We start from the raw sequence: 16261 nt of genomic DNA, 5'->3' as shown, positions 1-16261 counted from the left end.
CGCTAAGGTATATAAAGGGGACAAGAGCATAAGGTTACGGTGATTCCCATGGTAAGAAGGCAGGGAGCAATAGTGGTGGCATTAATACTGTTGCTCCTCGGCAGTGGTGTGCCCGCTGTCATGGGAGTGAGTTACGCCTACAGCAGAACTGAGAACGTCCAGCTCTTCATCTGGCCGTCGAGCAGGCTCGTTGAGCCGAACCAGACCGTGACGATTGCGGTCGTGCTCTGGAAGCCCGGCGAGGGCGGAATAGCGAACGCGACGGTAATCATCGAAACCGAGGACGGGCTCTACAACGTCACCACCAACGAGGACGGCTTTGCGAGCCTGAACCTGACCTTCGCGGAGGAAGGCGGCTACTGGGTAAGGGCCACGTACGGAAACCTCTCAACGGGCACCTGGATTGACGTCGAGAAAGTTCCGCCGTACCTCTTCATCGAGAAAGACCTGGAGCTCCAGGCCAACAGGAGCTACAGCATCGAGTGGACGCTCGTCACGCCCTACGTCCTCACGCCCTACAGCGGAGCCGTCAACGTGACGGTGCTCTTCAACGGGAAGGAAGTCAGGAGCGAAGTCGTGAACGTCACCGACGGAAAGCTGAAGCTCACCCTCAGGTTCAACGAGACCGGAGCCGGTGAGGTTCTCTTCGACGGCAGAACGGCGTCCCACTTCGAGGTTCGTGAGAAAATAATCCTCGCCAAGCTCATAGGCCCGGATAAAGCATACGTCGGCCAGAACGTGACAGTTCACCTTCTCGTCTGGGACGCCGGGGCAAACGCGCCCTACAGCGGAAACCTCACCGTTGAGCTGAAGAGGTGGTACTACAGCAACTGGACAACCATCACGGACAACATAACGGTTGGCGTGAGGGACGGCTACGCCAACTTCACCCTGACCGTTCCAGACTGCGACAGGATTGAAATCCTCGCGGGGGTCGGCTCCCACGACATAAGAATTGAAAAGTCCGCCCCAGCTCCCCAGCCGCCAACCAACGAGACCTCAAACGAGACGCCCCTAATCTTCACGATAACGCCCGACAGGGTTCTGGCGGAGCCGGGCCAGAGCATTTCCCTCGTCGTCAACACTACCAGGGAAGGCACCTACAACATGACCGTCACCTGGTACCGCTGGGAGTTCCGCTCCTGGGTGTGGGACTGGAGAGGAGAAACCAACACCACCCTCGTGACCTTCAACGGCACCAAGAGCGTCATCAAGAGGATAACCGTTCCGGAGTGGGCATACTACGGCGAGGTCAGGATTGGGGATGCAATGGCAAGGATTTACACCCTGAGGCCGAGCCTATGGGGCAGCGCCTGGGTCAACCTGACGTACAGCCCCGAGACGGGACTTAAGACCGGAGACACCCTCATGATTAGCGGCGACCTCAAGAACAAGACCAAGGACTGGTTCTACGACTGGGAGAAGTTCTACAGGGGACTCGCCAACGAGACCGTGTACATCTTCACCCCCTGGGGCGTTAAAACTGTGAAGACAGACGAAGACGGCAGGTTCAGCGCCAACGTTTCGGTTCCTTCGGAGAGACTGCCGAACACGGTCTGGGACAGGAAGCCCGAGGTTCTCTTCATCCACAGGTCGGGAGCGTACGAGGACACGACCGTTGACACGCCGAGGGCGAGGGTCTTCGTTAACATGACCTCCGACGGAGTCAGGATAAACATCGAGCCGGCGGACGACAGGGGAATTGACTGGGGCCTCAAGACCCCGACCGTTGTTGAGTTCGGCCAGTACTTTGACTGGAACTACATCGGAAACGTGACTTCCCTGTACGTCACCTCGAACGCGACCGTTCCGGGGAACGTAAGCCCAGGGGTTTACCTGTTCAAGATTCTCCCCAACAACTGGCTCTGCTACAGGGACCCGGACGGCGGTGGAGGTTGCAGTGCAGGAAGTCACACCACCGAGAGGATTTACTACGTAACCAGCGGGCTTGAGCTTCCCAGGGACGTCGAATACACCGGCGGTGAGCTGGAGGTTCCAATTAAGCTCCCGGGAAAGGGCGTCTTCTACTACTCCTACTACTCCAACGGCAAGGAGCACAAGGAAATCGGCTTCACCGACGAGAACGGAAATGGAATTGCCAGGATAAAGGTAGAAGACCTTCCGCTGGGTGTATGGAGATGGCTTATCATCAAATTTGGATTCGTGAGCGATAAGGGAGCGCTCTTTGACATAGACTGGGACCTGTGGGTGCACAGCACCGTTGACACCCTCCCGCCGGCAGTAACCGCAACGGTGACGCCCCAGGTTCAGGAGGTCGGAAAGAACGTAACGATTAACATAAGCGTCTGGGACAACGGAGGAATTAAGCAGGTGAACTATACAATCACGAACGTAACGGACGTCATAGAGCGGAACAGCCTGAATTTCACCTATGCAATAAACGGCTATTCGGTCATGTTCAACTTCACCATCAGGGGCCTCGAAGACTACATCCTGAACGTCACCGCGGTGGATGAAGCCGGCCACGTCACAACTAAGCTCGTCAACTTCTTTGGAAAGGCCGTCGAGACGAGGGAGCTCAACCTCACAGCCAACGAGACCCACGAGGTCAACGTCGAGAACCAGACCCAGATAGTCGTCGCCCCGGCCCAGAACGAGAGCGTCACCATGAACGTCACCGTCGCCTCAGGAGTTGAAAACGAAGACGCGAGGGTGAAGATGACTGCCAAGGGCTACGAAGACCTCAAGTACGTCAAGGTCGAGACCAACGAGACGGTAAAGTACTCGTGGGTAATCCTCAACCTGACCTACAGCGACGAGATGCTCAAGAGGCTCGGCATAAGCGAGAACGCGGTGACGCTCCTCTACTGGAACGGAACCGAGTGGATTGACCTCAGCAAGCACGTCGGAGAGACCATCCCGGACAACTCGCCGTACGGCAACATAACCGTCTTCGGCTTCGGAAGGGACCCGGTGCACAACTACGTTTGGGCCAACGTCAGCCACCTGAGCGAATACGCCCTCGGTGTGAAGTTACCCGACCTCAAGGTCGAGGCCATCGGCCCGACTAAGTTCTACGTCGGCGTCCCGCAGACGATAAACGTCACGATAAAGAACCTCGGCGGACCTGTTGACAGGCCCTTCGACGTCGTTCTCTACGTCAATGGAACCGAAGTCGGAAGGGTGACCGTCAGCGAGGTTTCGGAGGGAGCGGAGTTCTCGCTGCCCTTCAAGTGGACGCCCGAGAAGGAGGGCAACTACACCATAAAGGCCGTCGTTGACCCCGACAACAGGATTCAGGAGAGCAACGAGAGCAACAACGAGCTCATCGTCCTGGCGGAGGCAACCAGGGGAGCGTCACTCAGCGCGAGCGGGCTCGTTCTGACGCTGATGAGGGTCAACTACCTCTACTACCTCTACTACACCAGAAACATCGAAACCTTCGAGAAGCTCTACCAGGAGGCTGTAAAGGCCAACGTCTCAAACGCAACGCTCCAGGAGGCCCTCAAGCACAAGGAGCTGGCCGAGGGCTACTACAAGGAGGCCGCCAAGTACGGCCCGGTTCTCAGCAACATCGGCAACATAAGGCTCTTCCCGTACCTGCGCAAGGCCTACGTCGAGCTCAAGAAGGCAATAGAAATCCTGGAAAAGGCCCTCAAGGCCTGAACTTTCCCTTCTTTAAACTTTTTCCACGACGAGAATGCTTCTTCCAGGGCGCTCGGTTTTGAAGTCGAAGCCCATCTTCTCCAGGGCCCTCGTCACTTCCCTCACCGTCGGAAAGCCCGTGAAGTCCCTGTTGAGGGCCTCGAAGAACTCAAGGGCTGAGACGTTCTCAAAGGCGTCCCTGAAGGGCTCGACCATCACCAGCTTGCCCCCGCTCTTCAGCGTCTCGAAGGCGTTCTTGAGAACCTTCACCCTGTCCGGGATGTACTCAAGGACGAAGCTCATCAGAACGGCATCGTACTCGTTGACGGGCCGTATGAGCCGAGCGTCGAGCTCTTTAAGGGAAACTGGAAGGTTCTTTTCCTCGGCCCTGGAGCGGGCTATCTCAAGGAGCGCCGGCGAGTAGTCGAGGCCGAGGTAGAGGCCATCGTAGCCCACAATCCTGCCAAAGAACTCCGGCGAGACCGAACCACAACCTATGTCGAGAACCGCCAAACCCGGCCCCAGGTCGGCGACGTCGGCCATAACCTCACGGTAGGCCCTCGCAAAGGAGGTGCTCATCCTCATGTCCCAGAAGTCGGCATCCTTGTCGAAGTCCATGAGGATGTGCGGATGAGTGGGCGTTATGAAGGCGTAGTCCACCATTCGATAAATCTCCTCGTGGATTGACACCCAGTCCGGGAGAAGGAGGTCGTACTTGTCGGGCGGAATCTCAAGGGTATATGAAAAACCGTTGAGGTGGAGCCTCCCGGCGCGAACCTCGACGATTCGGAGGTCTTGCAGGGTTGAGACGAACTTAACTAGGAGAGCCCTGTTTGGGAGGCCAACCTTGTCAAGGAGCTCCTGAAGGGTGGGTTCCTTCGCGAGGAGGGAAAATATACCGTGCTTCGTGCCGAGGGAAACAATCTGGAGTATGGCAATCCTAACCATGTGGTCAATGTTGGTGTCCACGACCCTCGGGGAGGACATCTCCCCACCTCACAGGAACCGCCTGTAGTAGCGGTAGTATTCCTTCAGGTAGTCCACGACCTTCTTGCCGTATTCCGTGAGGCGGTAGTACTTGAAGCCGTTGCTCGCTATCTCCTCAACGAGGCCGAGATAGACAAGGGAGCTCTCACCGTTGTAGCGGTTACCAAGACCAACGAGAGCGCCCCTAACGTTGGAGGGGTCAGAACCGACGACCCTCGCAATCTCGGACAGGTACGTCGCGGACGGGTATATCTCGTTCAGGTACATCAGTATCTTCTTCCTGAGCTCACTGCGGTGCAATGACCTGAGCACCTGCGGGTCTATCACCACCGAGTTCATCCTTCCACCACCCCGGGCTTTTTCTGAGCTGATTGTACCCCTCTGAACTTTATGTAGCTGGCCATGCAGGTGCATCGTGTTACGTTAGGGACGTCACGAACAAGGTTCTCGCGAGGTACTTCGAACTCAAGGACGACCTCATGGAGCTCGAAGAGAACTTCACCGGCTTCCGTTCTGCCATTGAAAAGAGGATTTCAGAACTGAGAAGCTCCGAGAGAAGCCCGGCCCAAATCCCGGAGCTGAAGGAGATAAGGGAGAAGCTGGCTTCACTTGAAAAGTCCCTGAAGGAGTTCAAGAAGTTCGAGACGAAGTTCGACTTCGAGATTGGGAGCGTTAAGAACGGCCTTGAGAGGCTCGAAGGCAGGGTCGAAAAGCTGGAAAGGGAAGTCGAGGAGAGCAGGGAGCTTATAAAGGAGGAGCTGAAAGAGGAAATCATCAGGGAGCTTGAGGAGGAGATAGAGCACCTCGAAGAGGTCATCGAGAGGCGGAAGAACGAGGAAGTGGAGGAGTTCCTTGAGGTCATCAAGGCCGCGATAACACTGCAGCCGGAGAAGCTCCGCGAGGGCCTTCTCGAAGCCAAGCGCGCGCTCCTCTCGCTCAGGGACATAGCGAAGGTTTACGTCCTGACAGGGAAGGGGCAGAAGGAGTTCCAGGAGCTCAAAGAGAACCTCGTAGAACTCCTCAAGAACCTGAGGAAGCTGGCCATCGTTTCCGTCCCGGACGAGAACGTTTACTCCAAGTTCAACGAGGTCATAGTCAAGACCAAGAGGCTCGAACTCCCGATGAAGCGCGGGGACAAAGAGCTCTCGCCCGAGAAGAGCTTCATCGAGATACACAGGATAACCTACGAGCTGGCCGGTGAGATTGACAGGATTGCCGAGATGCTCGGAGAGCCCGTCCCCGTGACGCCGGTAGAGAAGGAGTTCTACGAGAAGCTGCGCTACCAGTTCGAGGAGCTGAGAAGGCTGGAGGAGCAGGTGCAGAAGTTAATGCTCAAGCTCGGAGCCGTTGAGAAGGAGCCCGAAGAGAAGAAAGACGACATAGAGGAAATTCTAAAGGACCTCAACCTCCTCTAAAACTCGTCGCCGAGGAGCTTGTCGAGGTCAATCATTATGAGAAGCCTCTCGCCGTCGTTTATCTTGGCGATGCCCTTTATGTAGCGTATGTCCACCCTGCTGGCGAGGGTCTTCGGAGGCTGTTCTATCTGCTCGTCGGTGAGGGTTATGACGTCCGAGACGGCGTCAACGATTATGCCGACAACCTCATCCTTGACCTCGGCGATGATAATCTTCTTCTTGGAGAGGTCCTCGTCCGGGTCGTAGTAGCCGAGGAGCTTTTTGAGGTTGACGACGGTGGTAATCTGACCGCGCAGGTTTATGACGCCCTCAACGAAGTCCGGCGCGTTGGGAACGCGGGTTATGGGCATCATCTCCTTGATTTCCCTGACCTTGGAGATGTCAAGGCAGAACTCTTCGTTGCCGACCATGAAAGCCACAACCTGAATCTCCCCCAAGGTATCACCCCCCAACCCTTTCAAGGAGTTCACGTGAACGCGAAACCGATTCGGCAAGCTCCTTAAGACCCTTTCTAATCTCCTCCAGCCTCGTCTGGACGTCCGCGACGAAGGTGGTGAAGCCGTCAATCTCAGTCGAGAGGTCTTCCTGAACCTTGTAAACGCTGTCCAGGGTGTCCATCAGCATCTGAACCGATTGGGCCTGGCCCTCGATGCTGTCGGAGAGCTCCTTTATCATGTTGGCCGTCTCGTTGGCGCGTCTCGCTATATCGTCGAAGGCCGCGATGAGCTCTTGAACGGCGTCCTTTATCTCCTCTGTGACCGTGAACTCCTTCTTTATTGAGCCGACGACCTTGTCAATGCTCTCCTGCATGTTCCTAATCAGCTCTGCAATCTGGTCGGTTGACTTCTTGGACTGGTCTGCCAGCTCGCGGATGTTTTCAGCGACCACAGCGAAGCCCCTTCCGTGCTCTCCGCTCCTCGCGGCCTCTATTGCGGCGTTGAGGGCCAAAAGGTTCGTCTGCTCCGCGATGTTGCCGATGACCTCGACGATTTCGCCGACCCTCTTGGAGTGCTCGACGAGGAGCGAAAGGGCCTTCTCCATGTCCTGGTTGACCTCGTTGATGCTCGCGACGTTCAAAGCCACGTTATCGGAAATCTGCTTGCCCTTCTCGGCCATGTTAGCCGTTTCGAGGGCGTAATCGGTCAGCGCCTGAGCCTGGGTGTTCATCTCTTCAATGCCTGCGGTGAGGGTCTGGATGTAGTCTCCGAGCTCCGCCACGCGGGAGCGCTCGTCCTGAATGAGGGTGAGCAGTCCATTGGAGTCGAGGGAAACCTCAAAGTCGGTGCTCTCAAGAAGCGATGTTGCCTTCTCGTCGGCGTTCCTGAGCTCCTCAAGGGCCTCGCGAACCTCCTCCGGAACGCCGACCCTTTCAATCCTGACCTCCCTCTTTGATTTTGCCTTTTCGGCTATGCGGAGAAGATGGGAGGCCGTCTCCTGGTCAAAGCCCTCAAGGGGAACGTGCTCCCCCTCGATTAGCTTCTCAAGAACGTCGAGGAGGTCTTCCCTTCGGGAGCCGGAGGAGAGGTAGAGTCCAACGACCAGAGCAGTGCCGATGCCCGCTATTGCACCCACCGCTAGAGAAACCGCAGAACCCGCGAGCGTGACCACTGGAACCGATAGCACCGAGGCGAGAGTTACTGACCTGCCCATGGGCGCACCCCCTGACTGGTACTTATTGTCACTTCGGGGATAAAAGACTTTCGTATGTATGTAATAACCAGTGCTACGAGTCACTATAATAACCCTTCGATTCGTAACGACCTGCGTATGCACCTACACAACCATCTACACTAAAGGCTTTTTATGAGAAAAGGCCCATAAACTTGTAGGGAATTTCGTTGAGCCCCCAACGGGCTCGCCTTCATCCCGGACATTCACCAAGGTGAGTGGGCCGTATGATGGACTACAGGGACCCCGGCTACCTGAAGATTAAGGAGGAGCTCTTTCGGCACCTCAAGGTTAGCAGTGACGCCTACAAGGATTCCTACCTTATGAGGAGAATCCGCGCGAGGATGAGAAAGCTGGGGATTACGAACTTCATGGAGTATTACCGCCTGATAAAGACGAACAAGAAGGAGCTTGACGAACTGCTCTTAACGGTCGCTATAAACGTCACCGAGTTTTTCCGCGACCCAATCGTCTGGAAGACCTTCGAGAAGAAAGTCATCCCCGAGCTCGTGAAGATAAAGAAGGAACAGCACAGCTCCTCGCTCAAGATATGGAGCGCGGCCTGCTCCACGGGACAGGAGCCCTACTCAATAGCGATGACCCTCTACGAGGCCCTTGGAGAGAACCTCGGCGGTTTCAGGGTTCAGATACTCGCGACCGATATAGACAGAGAAGCCCTCGCGGTCGCGATGCGCGGCGAATACCCGGTTGACGTCGTCGAGAAGCAGGTTCCGAGGCACATGATACCTAAGTACTTCACGAGGGTCAGCGACGAGCGCTACCGCGTCTCACCGAAGGTGAAGAGGCTCGTTAAGTTCCAGCAGTTCAACCTCTTCAGCCCGAGGTATCCAACGGGTTTCGACGTCATATTCATCCGCAACGTGCTGATTTACATCAAGAGGGAGGCGCAGGAGGAGATATTTGCCAAGCTGTACGACTCCCTCGAAGACCACGGTTTCCTGATTCTGGGTAAAACCGAGACGATACTCGGAAACGCGGCAAAGCTGTTCAAATTGTACGACCTCGTCGCGAGGATTTATCGCAAGAACCTGGAGGTGAAGAAGCATGGCTCGGGTTTTGGTCGTAGATGACGCCGCCTTTATGCGCATGCTCCTGAAGAAGATACTGACCCAGGGCGGCCACCAGGTGGTTGGCGAAGCCAGCAACGGAAAGGAGGCCGTTCAGAAATACCAGGAGCTCAAGCCCGACGTGGTAACGATGGACATAGTCATGCCGGAGATGGACGGAATAACGGCCGTCCGCGAGATAAAGAAAATCGACCCCAACGCCAAGATAATCATGATTACCGCCGTCGGGCAGGAGAGCAAGGTCATGGAAGCCCTCAAGGCCGGCGCCTCTGGATACATCGTCAAGCCCTTCCAGGCCCCGAAGGTGCTTGAGGAAATCAACCGCGTACTGTCGAGTTAGGGTGAGTGATGATGCCCCTGAGCTCACCCAAGAAAAAGATTAGGGTACTCGTCGTTGATGACTCCGCCTTCATGCGCAAGATACTCAGGGATATAATCAACTCCGACCCCGAGCTAGAAGTCTGTTGCGAAGCCCGTGATGGAATCGAGGCCATAAACATGGTCAAGCTCCACAAGCCCGACGTGGTAACGCTCGACATTGAAATGCCACGAATGAACGGCCTCGACGCCCTCAGGGTTATAATGAAGCAGAGCCCGACGCCGGTAATCATGGTGAGCGCACTCACGCAGGAGGGGGCCGAGGCAACGATAAAGGCCCTCGAGTACGGGGCGATTGACTTCATCCCCAAGCCCAGCTCTTCCATTTCCCTCAGCATGAAGGAGATGAAGGACGAGATAATCGCGAAAATCAAGGAGGCGGCGAAGGTTCCAAAGAGGTTCCTTGAGCTCAAGAGGACGAGACTGCTGAGGGCCCAGAAGAGCAAGGTCAAGAGGAAAGGGGTTCCCGCGAGGATTGCGGTTGCAATGGCGGCCTCAACCGGTGGACCGCAGTCCCTCCTCAAGGTTTTCCCCAAGTTCCCCGAGCACCTCGGCGCGGCAATCCTGCTCGTCCAGCACATGCCCCCCGGCTTCACGAAGTCCTTCGCCAAGAGGCTCGACAGCGTCAGCAAGCTCAACGTGAAGGAGGCGGAAGACGGTGAACCCATCGAGGAGGACTGGGCATACGTTGCACCGGGCGACTACCACATGGAGGTCGAGCTGAGGCGCGGAAAGCCCGTGATAACCCTCAACAAGAAGCCGAAGATACACGGCGTAAGGCCCGCGGCCGACCCGATGATGATTACCGCCGCGGAGGTCTTTGGAAGGAAAACCGTCGGCGTCGTCATGACGGGAATGGGACGCGACGGGGCCCAGGGAATAGTCGCCATCAAGAAGAAGGGCGGAATCACCATCGCGCAGGACAAGGAGACCTCGATAATCTACGGAATGCCAAAGGCGGCCGCCGAGACGGGCATGGTTGACTACATCGTGCCGCTCGATAAAATCGCCGACACCGTTGTGATGGCAGTGAACAAGATAAAGCGGGGTGGTGGCGGTGGAGGACCTTTCACAGTACCTTGATGAGTTCCTCGCCGATGCGAGGGATAGGATAGACAGCCTCAGCAACGCCATACTCACGCTGGAGAAGATAGTCAAGGAAGGCGGCAGCGAAGAAGAGAAGAAGGCAATGATAGACCAGATTTTCCGCGACGCCCACACGCTCAAGGGTACGGCCGCGACGATGGGTTTCATGAAGCTCAGCGAAGTGGCCCACAAGATGGAGAACCTCTTCGACCTCGTCAGGAGCGGTAAGATTGAGCCAACTCCCGAGCTTATAGACGTCCTCCTCGAATTCCTCGACATCATCGAGGCCATGGTTGACAACATCGAGGAGACGGGGGAGGAGGGCGACTTCGACGTTGATTCGCTCTTCGAGAAGGCCCAGAAGTTCTTCGACCAGGCGGGGGCAGGCGGCGGAAAGAAGGAAGAGGAAAAGGAGGAGAAAGAGGAGAAAGCCCCCGAAGAGGGAGAAGGGGAGGAAGCCGAGGCGCCAGAAGCTCCCCCCGCCGGCAACCGCTACCTCGTGAAGGTCTACTTCCAGAAGGACGCCCCACTGAGGGGGGTCAGGGCTTTTCTCATCCTCTCCGACCTGGAGGAGCTTGGAGTCGTCGTCGAGACCAACCCCGAGAGGAAGGTCATCGAGGACGGAAAGGCAGACGTCGATGTGCTCGAGTTCGTCATAGAGACAGAAGAGGACCCGGAGAAGATTAAAACAGTCGTTTCTCGGCATCCCGAGGTTGAGAAGGTCGAGGTTCAGACGCTCGGCGGCGAGACCGTTGCAAGCGGAGAAGGTAGAGGAGAAGGAGGAGAAAGGAAGTACGAGGTCACGGTTTACCTCCAGAAAGACGCACCGCTCAAGGGAGTTCGCTCTTATCTCGTTCTCCAAGACCTTCAGAAGGTTGGAGTCGTTGAGAAGACCGAGCCCAACGCGATTGACATCCAGAACGGCGAGCTGATTGACGGCTACTACTTCAGGGTCATTCTGAGGACGAACCTCAACAAGGAGGACATAGTTAAGATAATCACCAAGCACCCGGACGTCGAAAACGCCGACGTTAGGGAGATTGGGGAAGAGGCCCCGGCTCAGGCCCAGCCCAAGCCCGAAAAGAAGGAGGAAAAGAAGGCAGAGAAGGCCGAAAAGAAGGAGAAAAAGGCCGCAAAGGGCCCGACAAAGACCCCGAAGGTCAAGATTTCCAAGATAATCAAGGTTGACGTCAGCCACCTCGACAGGCTGATGAACCTCGTCGGTGAGCTGGTCATCACCAAGGGCCGGCTGGAGCAGATAGCCGAGAGGCTCGGCGACAGAGAGCTTTTGGAGACCCTCTCAACGCTCTCAAGGCTTCTCACCGAGCTGCAGGACGAGATAATGGAGATGCGCCTCACACCTGTCGCCGAGGTCTTCAACAAGTTCCCGAGGATGGTCCGCGAGCTCGCGAGAAAGATGGGCAAGGAAGTCGAGTTCATCATCGAAGGAGCGGACATCGAGGTTGACAGGACGATACTCGACAAGCTCGGCGACGTTCTCGTCCACCTCCTCAGGAACGCCATAGACCACGGTATTGAGCCACCGGAGGAGCGCGAGAAGCTCGGCAAGCCGAGGGCGGGAAGGCTTGAGCTCATAGCAAGGCGTGAGAGGAGCCACGTCGAGATAATCGTCAGGGACGATGGAAGGGGCATAGACCCGGAGAAGATTAAGAGGAAGGCGATAGAGAAGGGTCTCATCACGCCGGAGCAGGCGGCTGAGATGAGCGACGAGGAGGCGATAAACCTAATCTTCCTGCCGGGCTTCAGCACCAAGGACCAGGTCACGGACGTTTCAGGAAGAGGAGTCGGTATGGACGTTGTCAAGGAGGTCGTCAAGAGCCTCAATGGAAGCATAGCCGTTTACAGCGAGGTCGGAAAGGGAACGACCTTCGTGCTCAAGCTGCCCGTGAGCATGGCCATCATCCAGGCGCTCCTCATCAAGGTGCAGGACGAGGTCTACGCGGTTCCGATAAACAACATCCTTGAGAGCATCGAGATAAAGCGCGAGAACCTCAAGAGCATCGGCGGAAAGGAGGTCATAGTTCTCCGCGGCGAGATTATACCGGTCATAATGCTCCACGAGCTCTTCGGCCTGCCGATGCCTGAGCTTGAGGAGTTCCCGGCTTTGGTTGTTGACCTCGGCGCCCAGAAGGTGGCCATAGGAGTTGACGAGCTTCTCCACAAGAAGGACATCGTCATCAAGAGCCTCGGCAAGATGCTCTCGCACATCAGCGGCTTCGCAGGAGCGACCATACTCGGTGACGGTAGCGTCGTGCTGATTATCGAGATTAACGGTCTCCTCGGAGGTGGACGTGGTGGAATCTGAGAACTACGAGGAGTACATAAAGAACCTCGACGAGTTCGCCAAGAGCGCGTTAGTTGAGACCTTCAACATAGGCGCCTCCAGGGCGGCCGATGCCCTCAGCGAGATGACAGGTTTGACGGTGAACATCACGGTTCCGGAGATAGAGATAACCTCAATCAAAGCGGTCCCCGAGAAGGTCGGTGAGGACGTCAAGGTGGCAGTCTACATACAGCTCAGCGGGGGTTTCGAGGGCCACGCGTTCTTTTTCCTTGACTTCGAGGACGCGCTGAGGATATTCGACCTCATGATGGGCCAGGAACCCGGGACGACGACCGAGTTCGACGACATGGTTGCGTCGGCCGTTATGGAGATGGGAAACATCCTAATCTCGGCCTTCGCCAACGCCCTCAGCGAGTTCCTGGGAACGGAAATCAACCAGACGCCGCCGGACATCGCGATTGACTTCACCCCGGCGATACTGGACTTTGCACTGGCCGACGTTGCCCAGCACTGCGACTACACGATGCTCCTCAAAACCGAAATGAAGATTGAGGGAATCGAGTTCAAGGAGCACTTCACGATTATCCCGCACCCGGCCTCGATGAAGAAGGTTGTTGAGACCCTGCTGGGGGGATTCGTATGAGCGGGCACAAGAACTGGTTTTCGGAGTGGTATCAGGACATATTTAGGGAAGCCTCCAACATAGCGATGAGCCACGCTCTCACGGCGCTCTCGAACATGATAGGCGAGATAGAGATGGAGCCCCCTACTGTAAGCGTTCTTCCAAGGGCAAAGTTCCTCCACGAGCTCGCGAGCAGGGGCATAAAGAACAGCTTCGTCGTCATGTTCGACATAACCGAGGGGCTCAGCGGTCTGACGATACTCCAGTTCCCCAAGGAGAGCGCCAAAGCTCTCGTCATGACGCTCCTTGGAATGGACCCCGGCGACGAGGGGATAGACGAGATGGGACGCTCGGCGATAATGGAGATAGGCAACATACTGATTTCGGTTTACACCGACATCCTCGCCAAGCTCATCGAGGAGCCCGTTTCCCTGAGCCCGCCGAAGCCGGCTGAGAGCCTCTACGACGTTGAGAAGGAGCTGTCGAGGCCCGACCTCAGGGACGTCACCGAGGTCATAATGTTCAAGACGCGCTTTTACCAGAAGGACACTGGAATAGAGAGCCTGTTCTATCTAGTGCCGACCAAAGACGCCTTTGACAAGCTCGTCGGCAAGCTTGAGGCCCAGGTGAAGGACGTCGAGCCCGAGATACCGCCCGAGGAAACGATAGAGCCGGGCGAAGAGGTGAAGGAGAGCAAGGTTGAGGAAGTCACCGAAAACGCCCCGGAGGAAGCCCAGGAAAGCCCCACTGAAGGTTCCGAGCCTACAATCAACGAGAAAACCGAGGGTTGAACCTTGCCGGCGGAGATAAAGGTCGGTATCGGCGACTACGCGGTCGGCAAGAAGGAGGGGATAATCAGCACCTACGGGTTAGGTAGCTGTGTCGGTATAACCCTCTACGACCGCCTAACCAAGGTCGGCGGCCTGCTCCACGCGCTCCTGCCCGAGGCGAGCTACTACGGCAACAAGGGAAACCCTGCGAAGTACGTTGATACCGGCCTGCAGCTGCTCATCAGGGACATCCAGAAGCTCGGCGGGAATCCAAGGCGAGCTGAGGCAAAGCTCTTCGGAGGGGCGCACATGTTCACCAACGTGACCAGCGAGAAGCTGATGATAGGCAAGAGGAACGTCGAGGTCGCAAAGAGGGAGCTCAAGAAGTACGGCATACGACTTGTCGCGGAAGACACGGGTGGAAAGGGTGGAAGGACTATCTACCTCGACCTCTCGACGGGTAAAGTCAGGATGAGGCGTGTTTCCGGCGGAAAGGTCATCGAGAAGATTTATTAAATCAGGAGCTCACGGGGGTGGTTCGATGAACTTCAAGACAAAGATGGTGGGCATCGTCGTCGTGGCGTTGCTCCTCGTAACGGTGGTCGCGAGTGCAATGATGCTCTACACCGGCGACCACACCAGCAACATCATAGAGGAGAAGCTCGCGCCCGAGATAGACCAGCAGGCGAGGGACATGACCCTCGCCCAGGCAGAGGCGCTCGCCAACCAGTTCAGCGGGTTCTTCAAGGAGGTCGAAGCCCTGGGAACCGCGACGTCAGAGATGGTAATCCAGGCAATCACGGAACTTAACGAGCAGGGAGTCTCCTTTGGAAGTCCAGGATATGCTGAGAAGCTCAAGCCGGTCCTCCTCGACCACTTCAAGGCCATAGCCAAGGCCGAACCCCTGCTCAGCGGCGTTTACTTCGGCGACGTTAACGGCAACATGTACATCTACCCCGAGCAGGAGCTTCCCCAGGGCTACGACCCGAGGAAGAGGCCCTGGTATCAAGAGGCCGTCGCGAAGAACGGCCCCGTCTGGAGTCAGCCGTATAAGGATGCCTCCAGCGGAAAGTGGGTTATAACCTACGCCGTTCCCGTTTATCTCAACGGTAAGCTCATCGGTGTCGTTGGTCTGGATGTCTTCATTGATACCCTCGCGCAGGCGGTTAAGAAAGTCAAGGTCGGAGAGACGGGCTACGCATACGTTGTCGGTTCGGATGGAACCATAATTATGCATCCCAACGAGAAGTACGAGATGACCCTGAACGTCTTCAAGGAACCCACCCTCAAGCCCGTTGCGGAGATTATCCAGAGTGGGAAGGACAAGGCAACCACGATATACACCTTCAACGGAGTTAGAGCGGTAGCCGCTGGTGTTAAAGTGCCCGAAACCGGCTGGTACGTCTTCGCCAAGGTCCCAGTCAACGAGATAAGTGCGGGAATAATAAAGGCGGTTAACGACACCCGCGAAGCGACAAAGAAGTCAACGGTATTCCTAACCGTGATAATACTAGCCATGTCAGCGATTCTCGCGGGCATATCATACAAGCTCGTCTCAAACTCGCTCAAGCCGCTTGAAAAGCTCAGCGAAGTTGCCAGAGACCTGGCCGAGGGCAGGCTGAGCGAGGTGAGCAGGAAGCTCAAGGGCATCCGCTACCTTGAGGACGATGAGATTGGTGCACTCATCAGGGCCTTCGAGTCCGTTGGAAAAGACCTCGTTGGAACGCTGACGGTAATAGGAGAGAAGCTTGAGCGCTTGGCTGAAGGCGACCTGAGCAACGGCCTAACGGCCGAGGCCAAGGGCGAGCTCAAGGAAATCCTTGAAGACCTCCGCGACACAACTCACAAGCTCAAGGGACTCATAGGAGAAATCGTCAACGTCACTGACGAACTCGAAAAGAAAGCCAACGTGTTGGCGCAGATAGCGACCGACGTTACTGAAGCCATCAACCAGGTTAATGAGGCCGTCCAGCAGGTGAGCATAGAGGCGCAGAGACAGCAGGAGAGCATCAACGAGATTACCGAGGGAATGCGCTTTGTAGCAGAAACCAGCGCCGAGAGCGTCAGGGCAATGGAAGAGTTCGAAGGCGCGGTGAGTGAAGTCGTCAGCATAGCAAACGAGGGAAGGGAGAAGAGCGAGGTCTCGGCCCAGCAGATAGAGAGCATCCAGGAGACCATGAGCAAGATTGAGCACGCCGTTACGAAGGTCGCGGAGATGAGTAGGAGTATTGAGGAGATTACGGATGTGATTACGAATATTGCTGAGCAGACTAACTTACTCGCCCTCAACGCGGCTATTGAAGCAGCGAGGGCTGGAGAAGCTGGTAGGGGCTTCG

14 protein-coding genes are annotated in these 16261 nt (G+C 56.3%); 10 read left to right on the top strand and 4 right to left on the bottom strand.

Annotation, left to right across the window (positions count from 1 at the left end; all coding sequences use genetic code 11):
* Positions 1–48: 48 nt before the first annotated feature.
* A complete protein-coding gene (locus tag E3E30_RS00070; RefSeq protein WP_240922546.1) occupies positions 49–3627 on the top strand; it encodes a CARDB domain-containing protein in 3579 nt (1192 codons plus the stop codon).
* Between the two features lie 12 nt (positions 3628–3639).
* On the opposite strand, the gene E3E30_RS00065 is transcribed toward E3E30_RS00070, so the two are convergent.
* Positions 3640–4593, bottom strand: coding sequence for a class I SAM-dependent methyltransferase (locus tag E3E30_RS00065; RefSeq protein WP_167728026.1), 954 nt, complete (start codon positions 4591–4593; stop codon positions 3640–3642).
* A gap of 9 nt (positions 4594–4602) precedes the next feature.
* Positions 4603–4932 carry an archaellum operon transcriptional activator EarA family protein gene (locus tag E3E30_RS00060; RefSeq protein ID WP_042690868.1) on the bottom strand — a complete coding sequence of 110 codons (330 nt, stop codon included), beginning with the start codon at positions 4930–4932 and terminating at the stop codon, positions 4603–4605.
* 32 nt (positions 4933–4964) lie between these two features.
* Between E3E30_RS00060 and E3E30_RS00055 the strand changes: the two genes are divergently transcribed.
* Positions 4965–6008 (top strand): hypothetical protein, encoded by a 1044-nt coding sequence (locus tag E3E30_RS00055; protein ID WP_167728025.1) that lies wholly within the window; start codon positions 4965–4967, stop codon positions 6006–6008.
* Here E3E30_RS00055 and E3E30_RS00050 read toward each other — a convergent pair.
* Both E3E30_RS00050 and E3E30_RS00045 read right to left on the bottom strand, forming a co-directional pair.
* A complete protein-coding gene (locus tag E3E30_RS00050; protein ID WP_042690870.1) occupies positions 6005–6445 on the bottom strand; it encodes a chemotaxis protein CheW in 441 nt (146 codons plus the stop codon). The two genes, E3E30_RS00055 and E3E30_RS00050, sit on opposite strands and share 4 nt — an antisense overlap.
* Positions 6446–6449: 4 nt before the next feature.
* Complete coding sequence (locus E3E30_RS00045; RefSeq protein ID WP_167728024.1) at positions 6450–7658, bottom strand: methyl-accepting chemotaxis protein; 1209 nt, start codon at positions 7656–7658, stop codon at positions 6450–6452.
* 245 nt (positions 7659–7903) lie between these two features.
* On the opposite strand from E3E30_RS00045, the gene E3E30_RS00040 reads away from it, so the two are divergent.
* The 8 genes from E3E30_RS00040 to E3E30_RS00005 all read left to right on the top strand — a co-directional run.
* Positions 7904–8767: a protein-glutamate O-methyltransferase CheR gene (locus E3E30_RS00040; protein ID WP_042690873.1), complete on the top strand. Its 864-nt coding sequence runs from the start codon at positions 7904–7906 to the stop codon at positions 8765–8767.
* On the top strand, positions 8742–9104 hold the full coding sequence (locus E3E30_RS00035; protein ID WP_042690875.1) for a response regulator: 363 nt from the start codon (positions 8742–8744) through the stop codon (positions 9102–9104). The genes E3E30_RS00040 and E3E30_RS00035 overlap by 26 nt, the downstream gene beginning before the upstream one ends.
* An 11-nt stretch (positions 9105–9115) precedes the next feature.
* Positions 9116–10225 carry a chemotaxis response regulator protein-glutamate methylesterase gene (locus tag E3E30_RS00030; protein ID WP_042690877.1) on the top strand — a complete coding sequence of 370 codons (1110 nt, stop codon included), beginning with the start codon at positions 9116–9118 and terminating at the stop codon, positions 10223–10225.
* Positions 10200–12554 carry a chemotaxis protein CheW gene (locus E3E30_RS00025; protein WP_167728821.1) on the top strand — a complete coding sequence of 785 codons (2355 nt, stop codon included), beginning with the start codon at positions 10200–10202 and terminating at the stop codon, positions 12552–12554. The genes E3E30_RS00030 and E3E30_RS00025 overlap by 26 nt, the downstream gene beginning before the upstream one ends.
* Positions 12544–13176, top strand: coding sequence for a chemotaxis protein CheC (locus E3E30_RS00020; protein ID WP_167728023.1), 633 nt, complete (start codon positions 12544–12546; stop codon positions 13174–13176). The genes E3E30_RS00025 and E3E30_RS00020 overlap by 11 nt, the downstream gene beginning before the upstream one ends.
* Positions 13173–13946 carry a chemotaxis protein CheC gene (locus tag E3E30_RS00015; RefSeq protein WP_084606323.1) on the top strand — a complete coding sequence of 258 codons (774 nt, stop codon included), beginning with the start codon at positions 13173–13175 and terminating at the stop codon, positions 13944–13946. Before E3E30_RS00020 ends, E3E30_RS00015 begins: the two co-directional genes overlap by 4 nt.
* Before the next feature lie 3 nt (positions 13947–13949).
* Positions 13950–14441: a chemotaxis protein CheD gene (locus tag E3E30_RS00010; protein ID WP_042690881.1), complete on the top strand. Its 492-nt coding sequence runs from the start codon at positions 13950–13952 to the stop codon at positions 14439–14441.
* 25 nt (positions 14442–14466) lie between these two features.
* A partial coding sequence (locus E3E30_RS00005) for a methyl-accepting chemotaxis protein (RefSeq protein WP_167728022.1) occupies positions 14467–16261 on the top strand: 1795 nt, incomplete at its 3' end.

Source organism: Thermococcus sp. 9N3, assembly GCF_012027685.1.
In the GTDB taxonomy this organism is placed as follows: Archaea; Methanobacteriota_B; Thermococci; order Thermococcales; family Thermococcaceae; genus Thermococcus; species Thermococcus nautili.
This window is presented reverse-complemented; position numbering and strand designations above follow the sequence as displayed.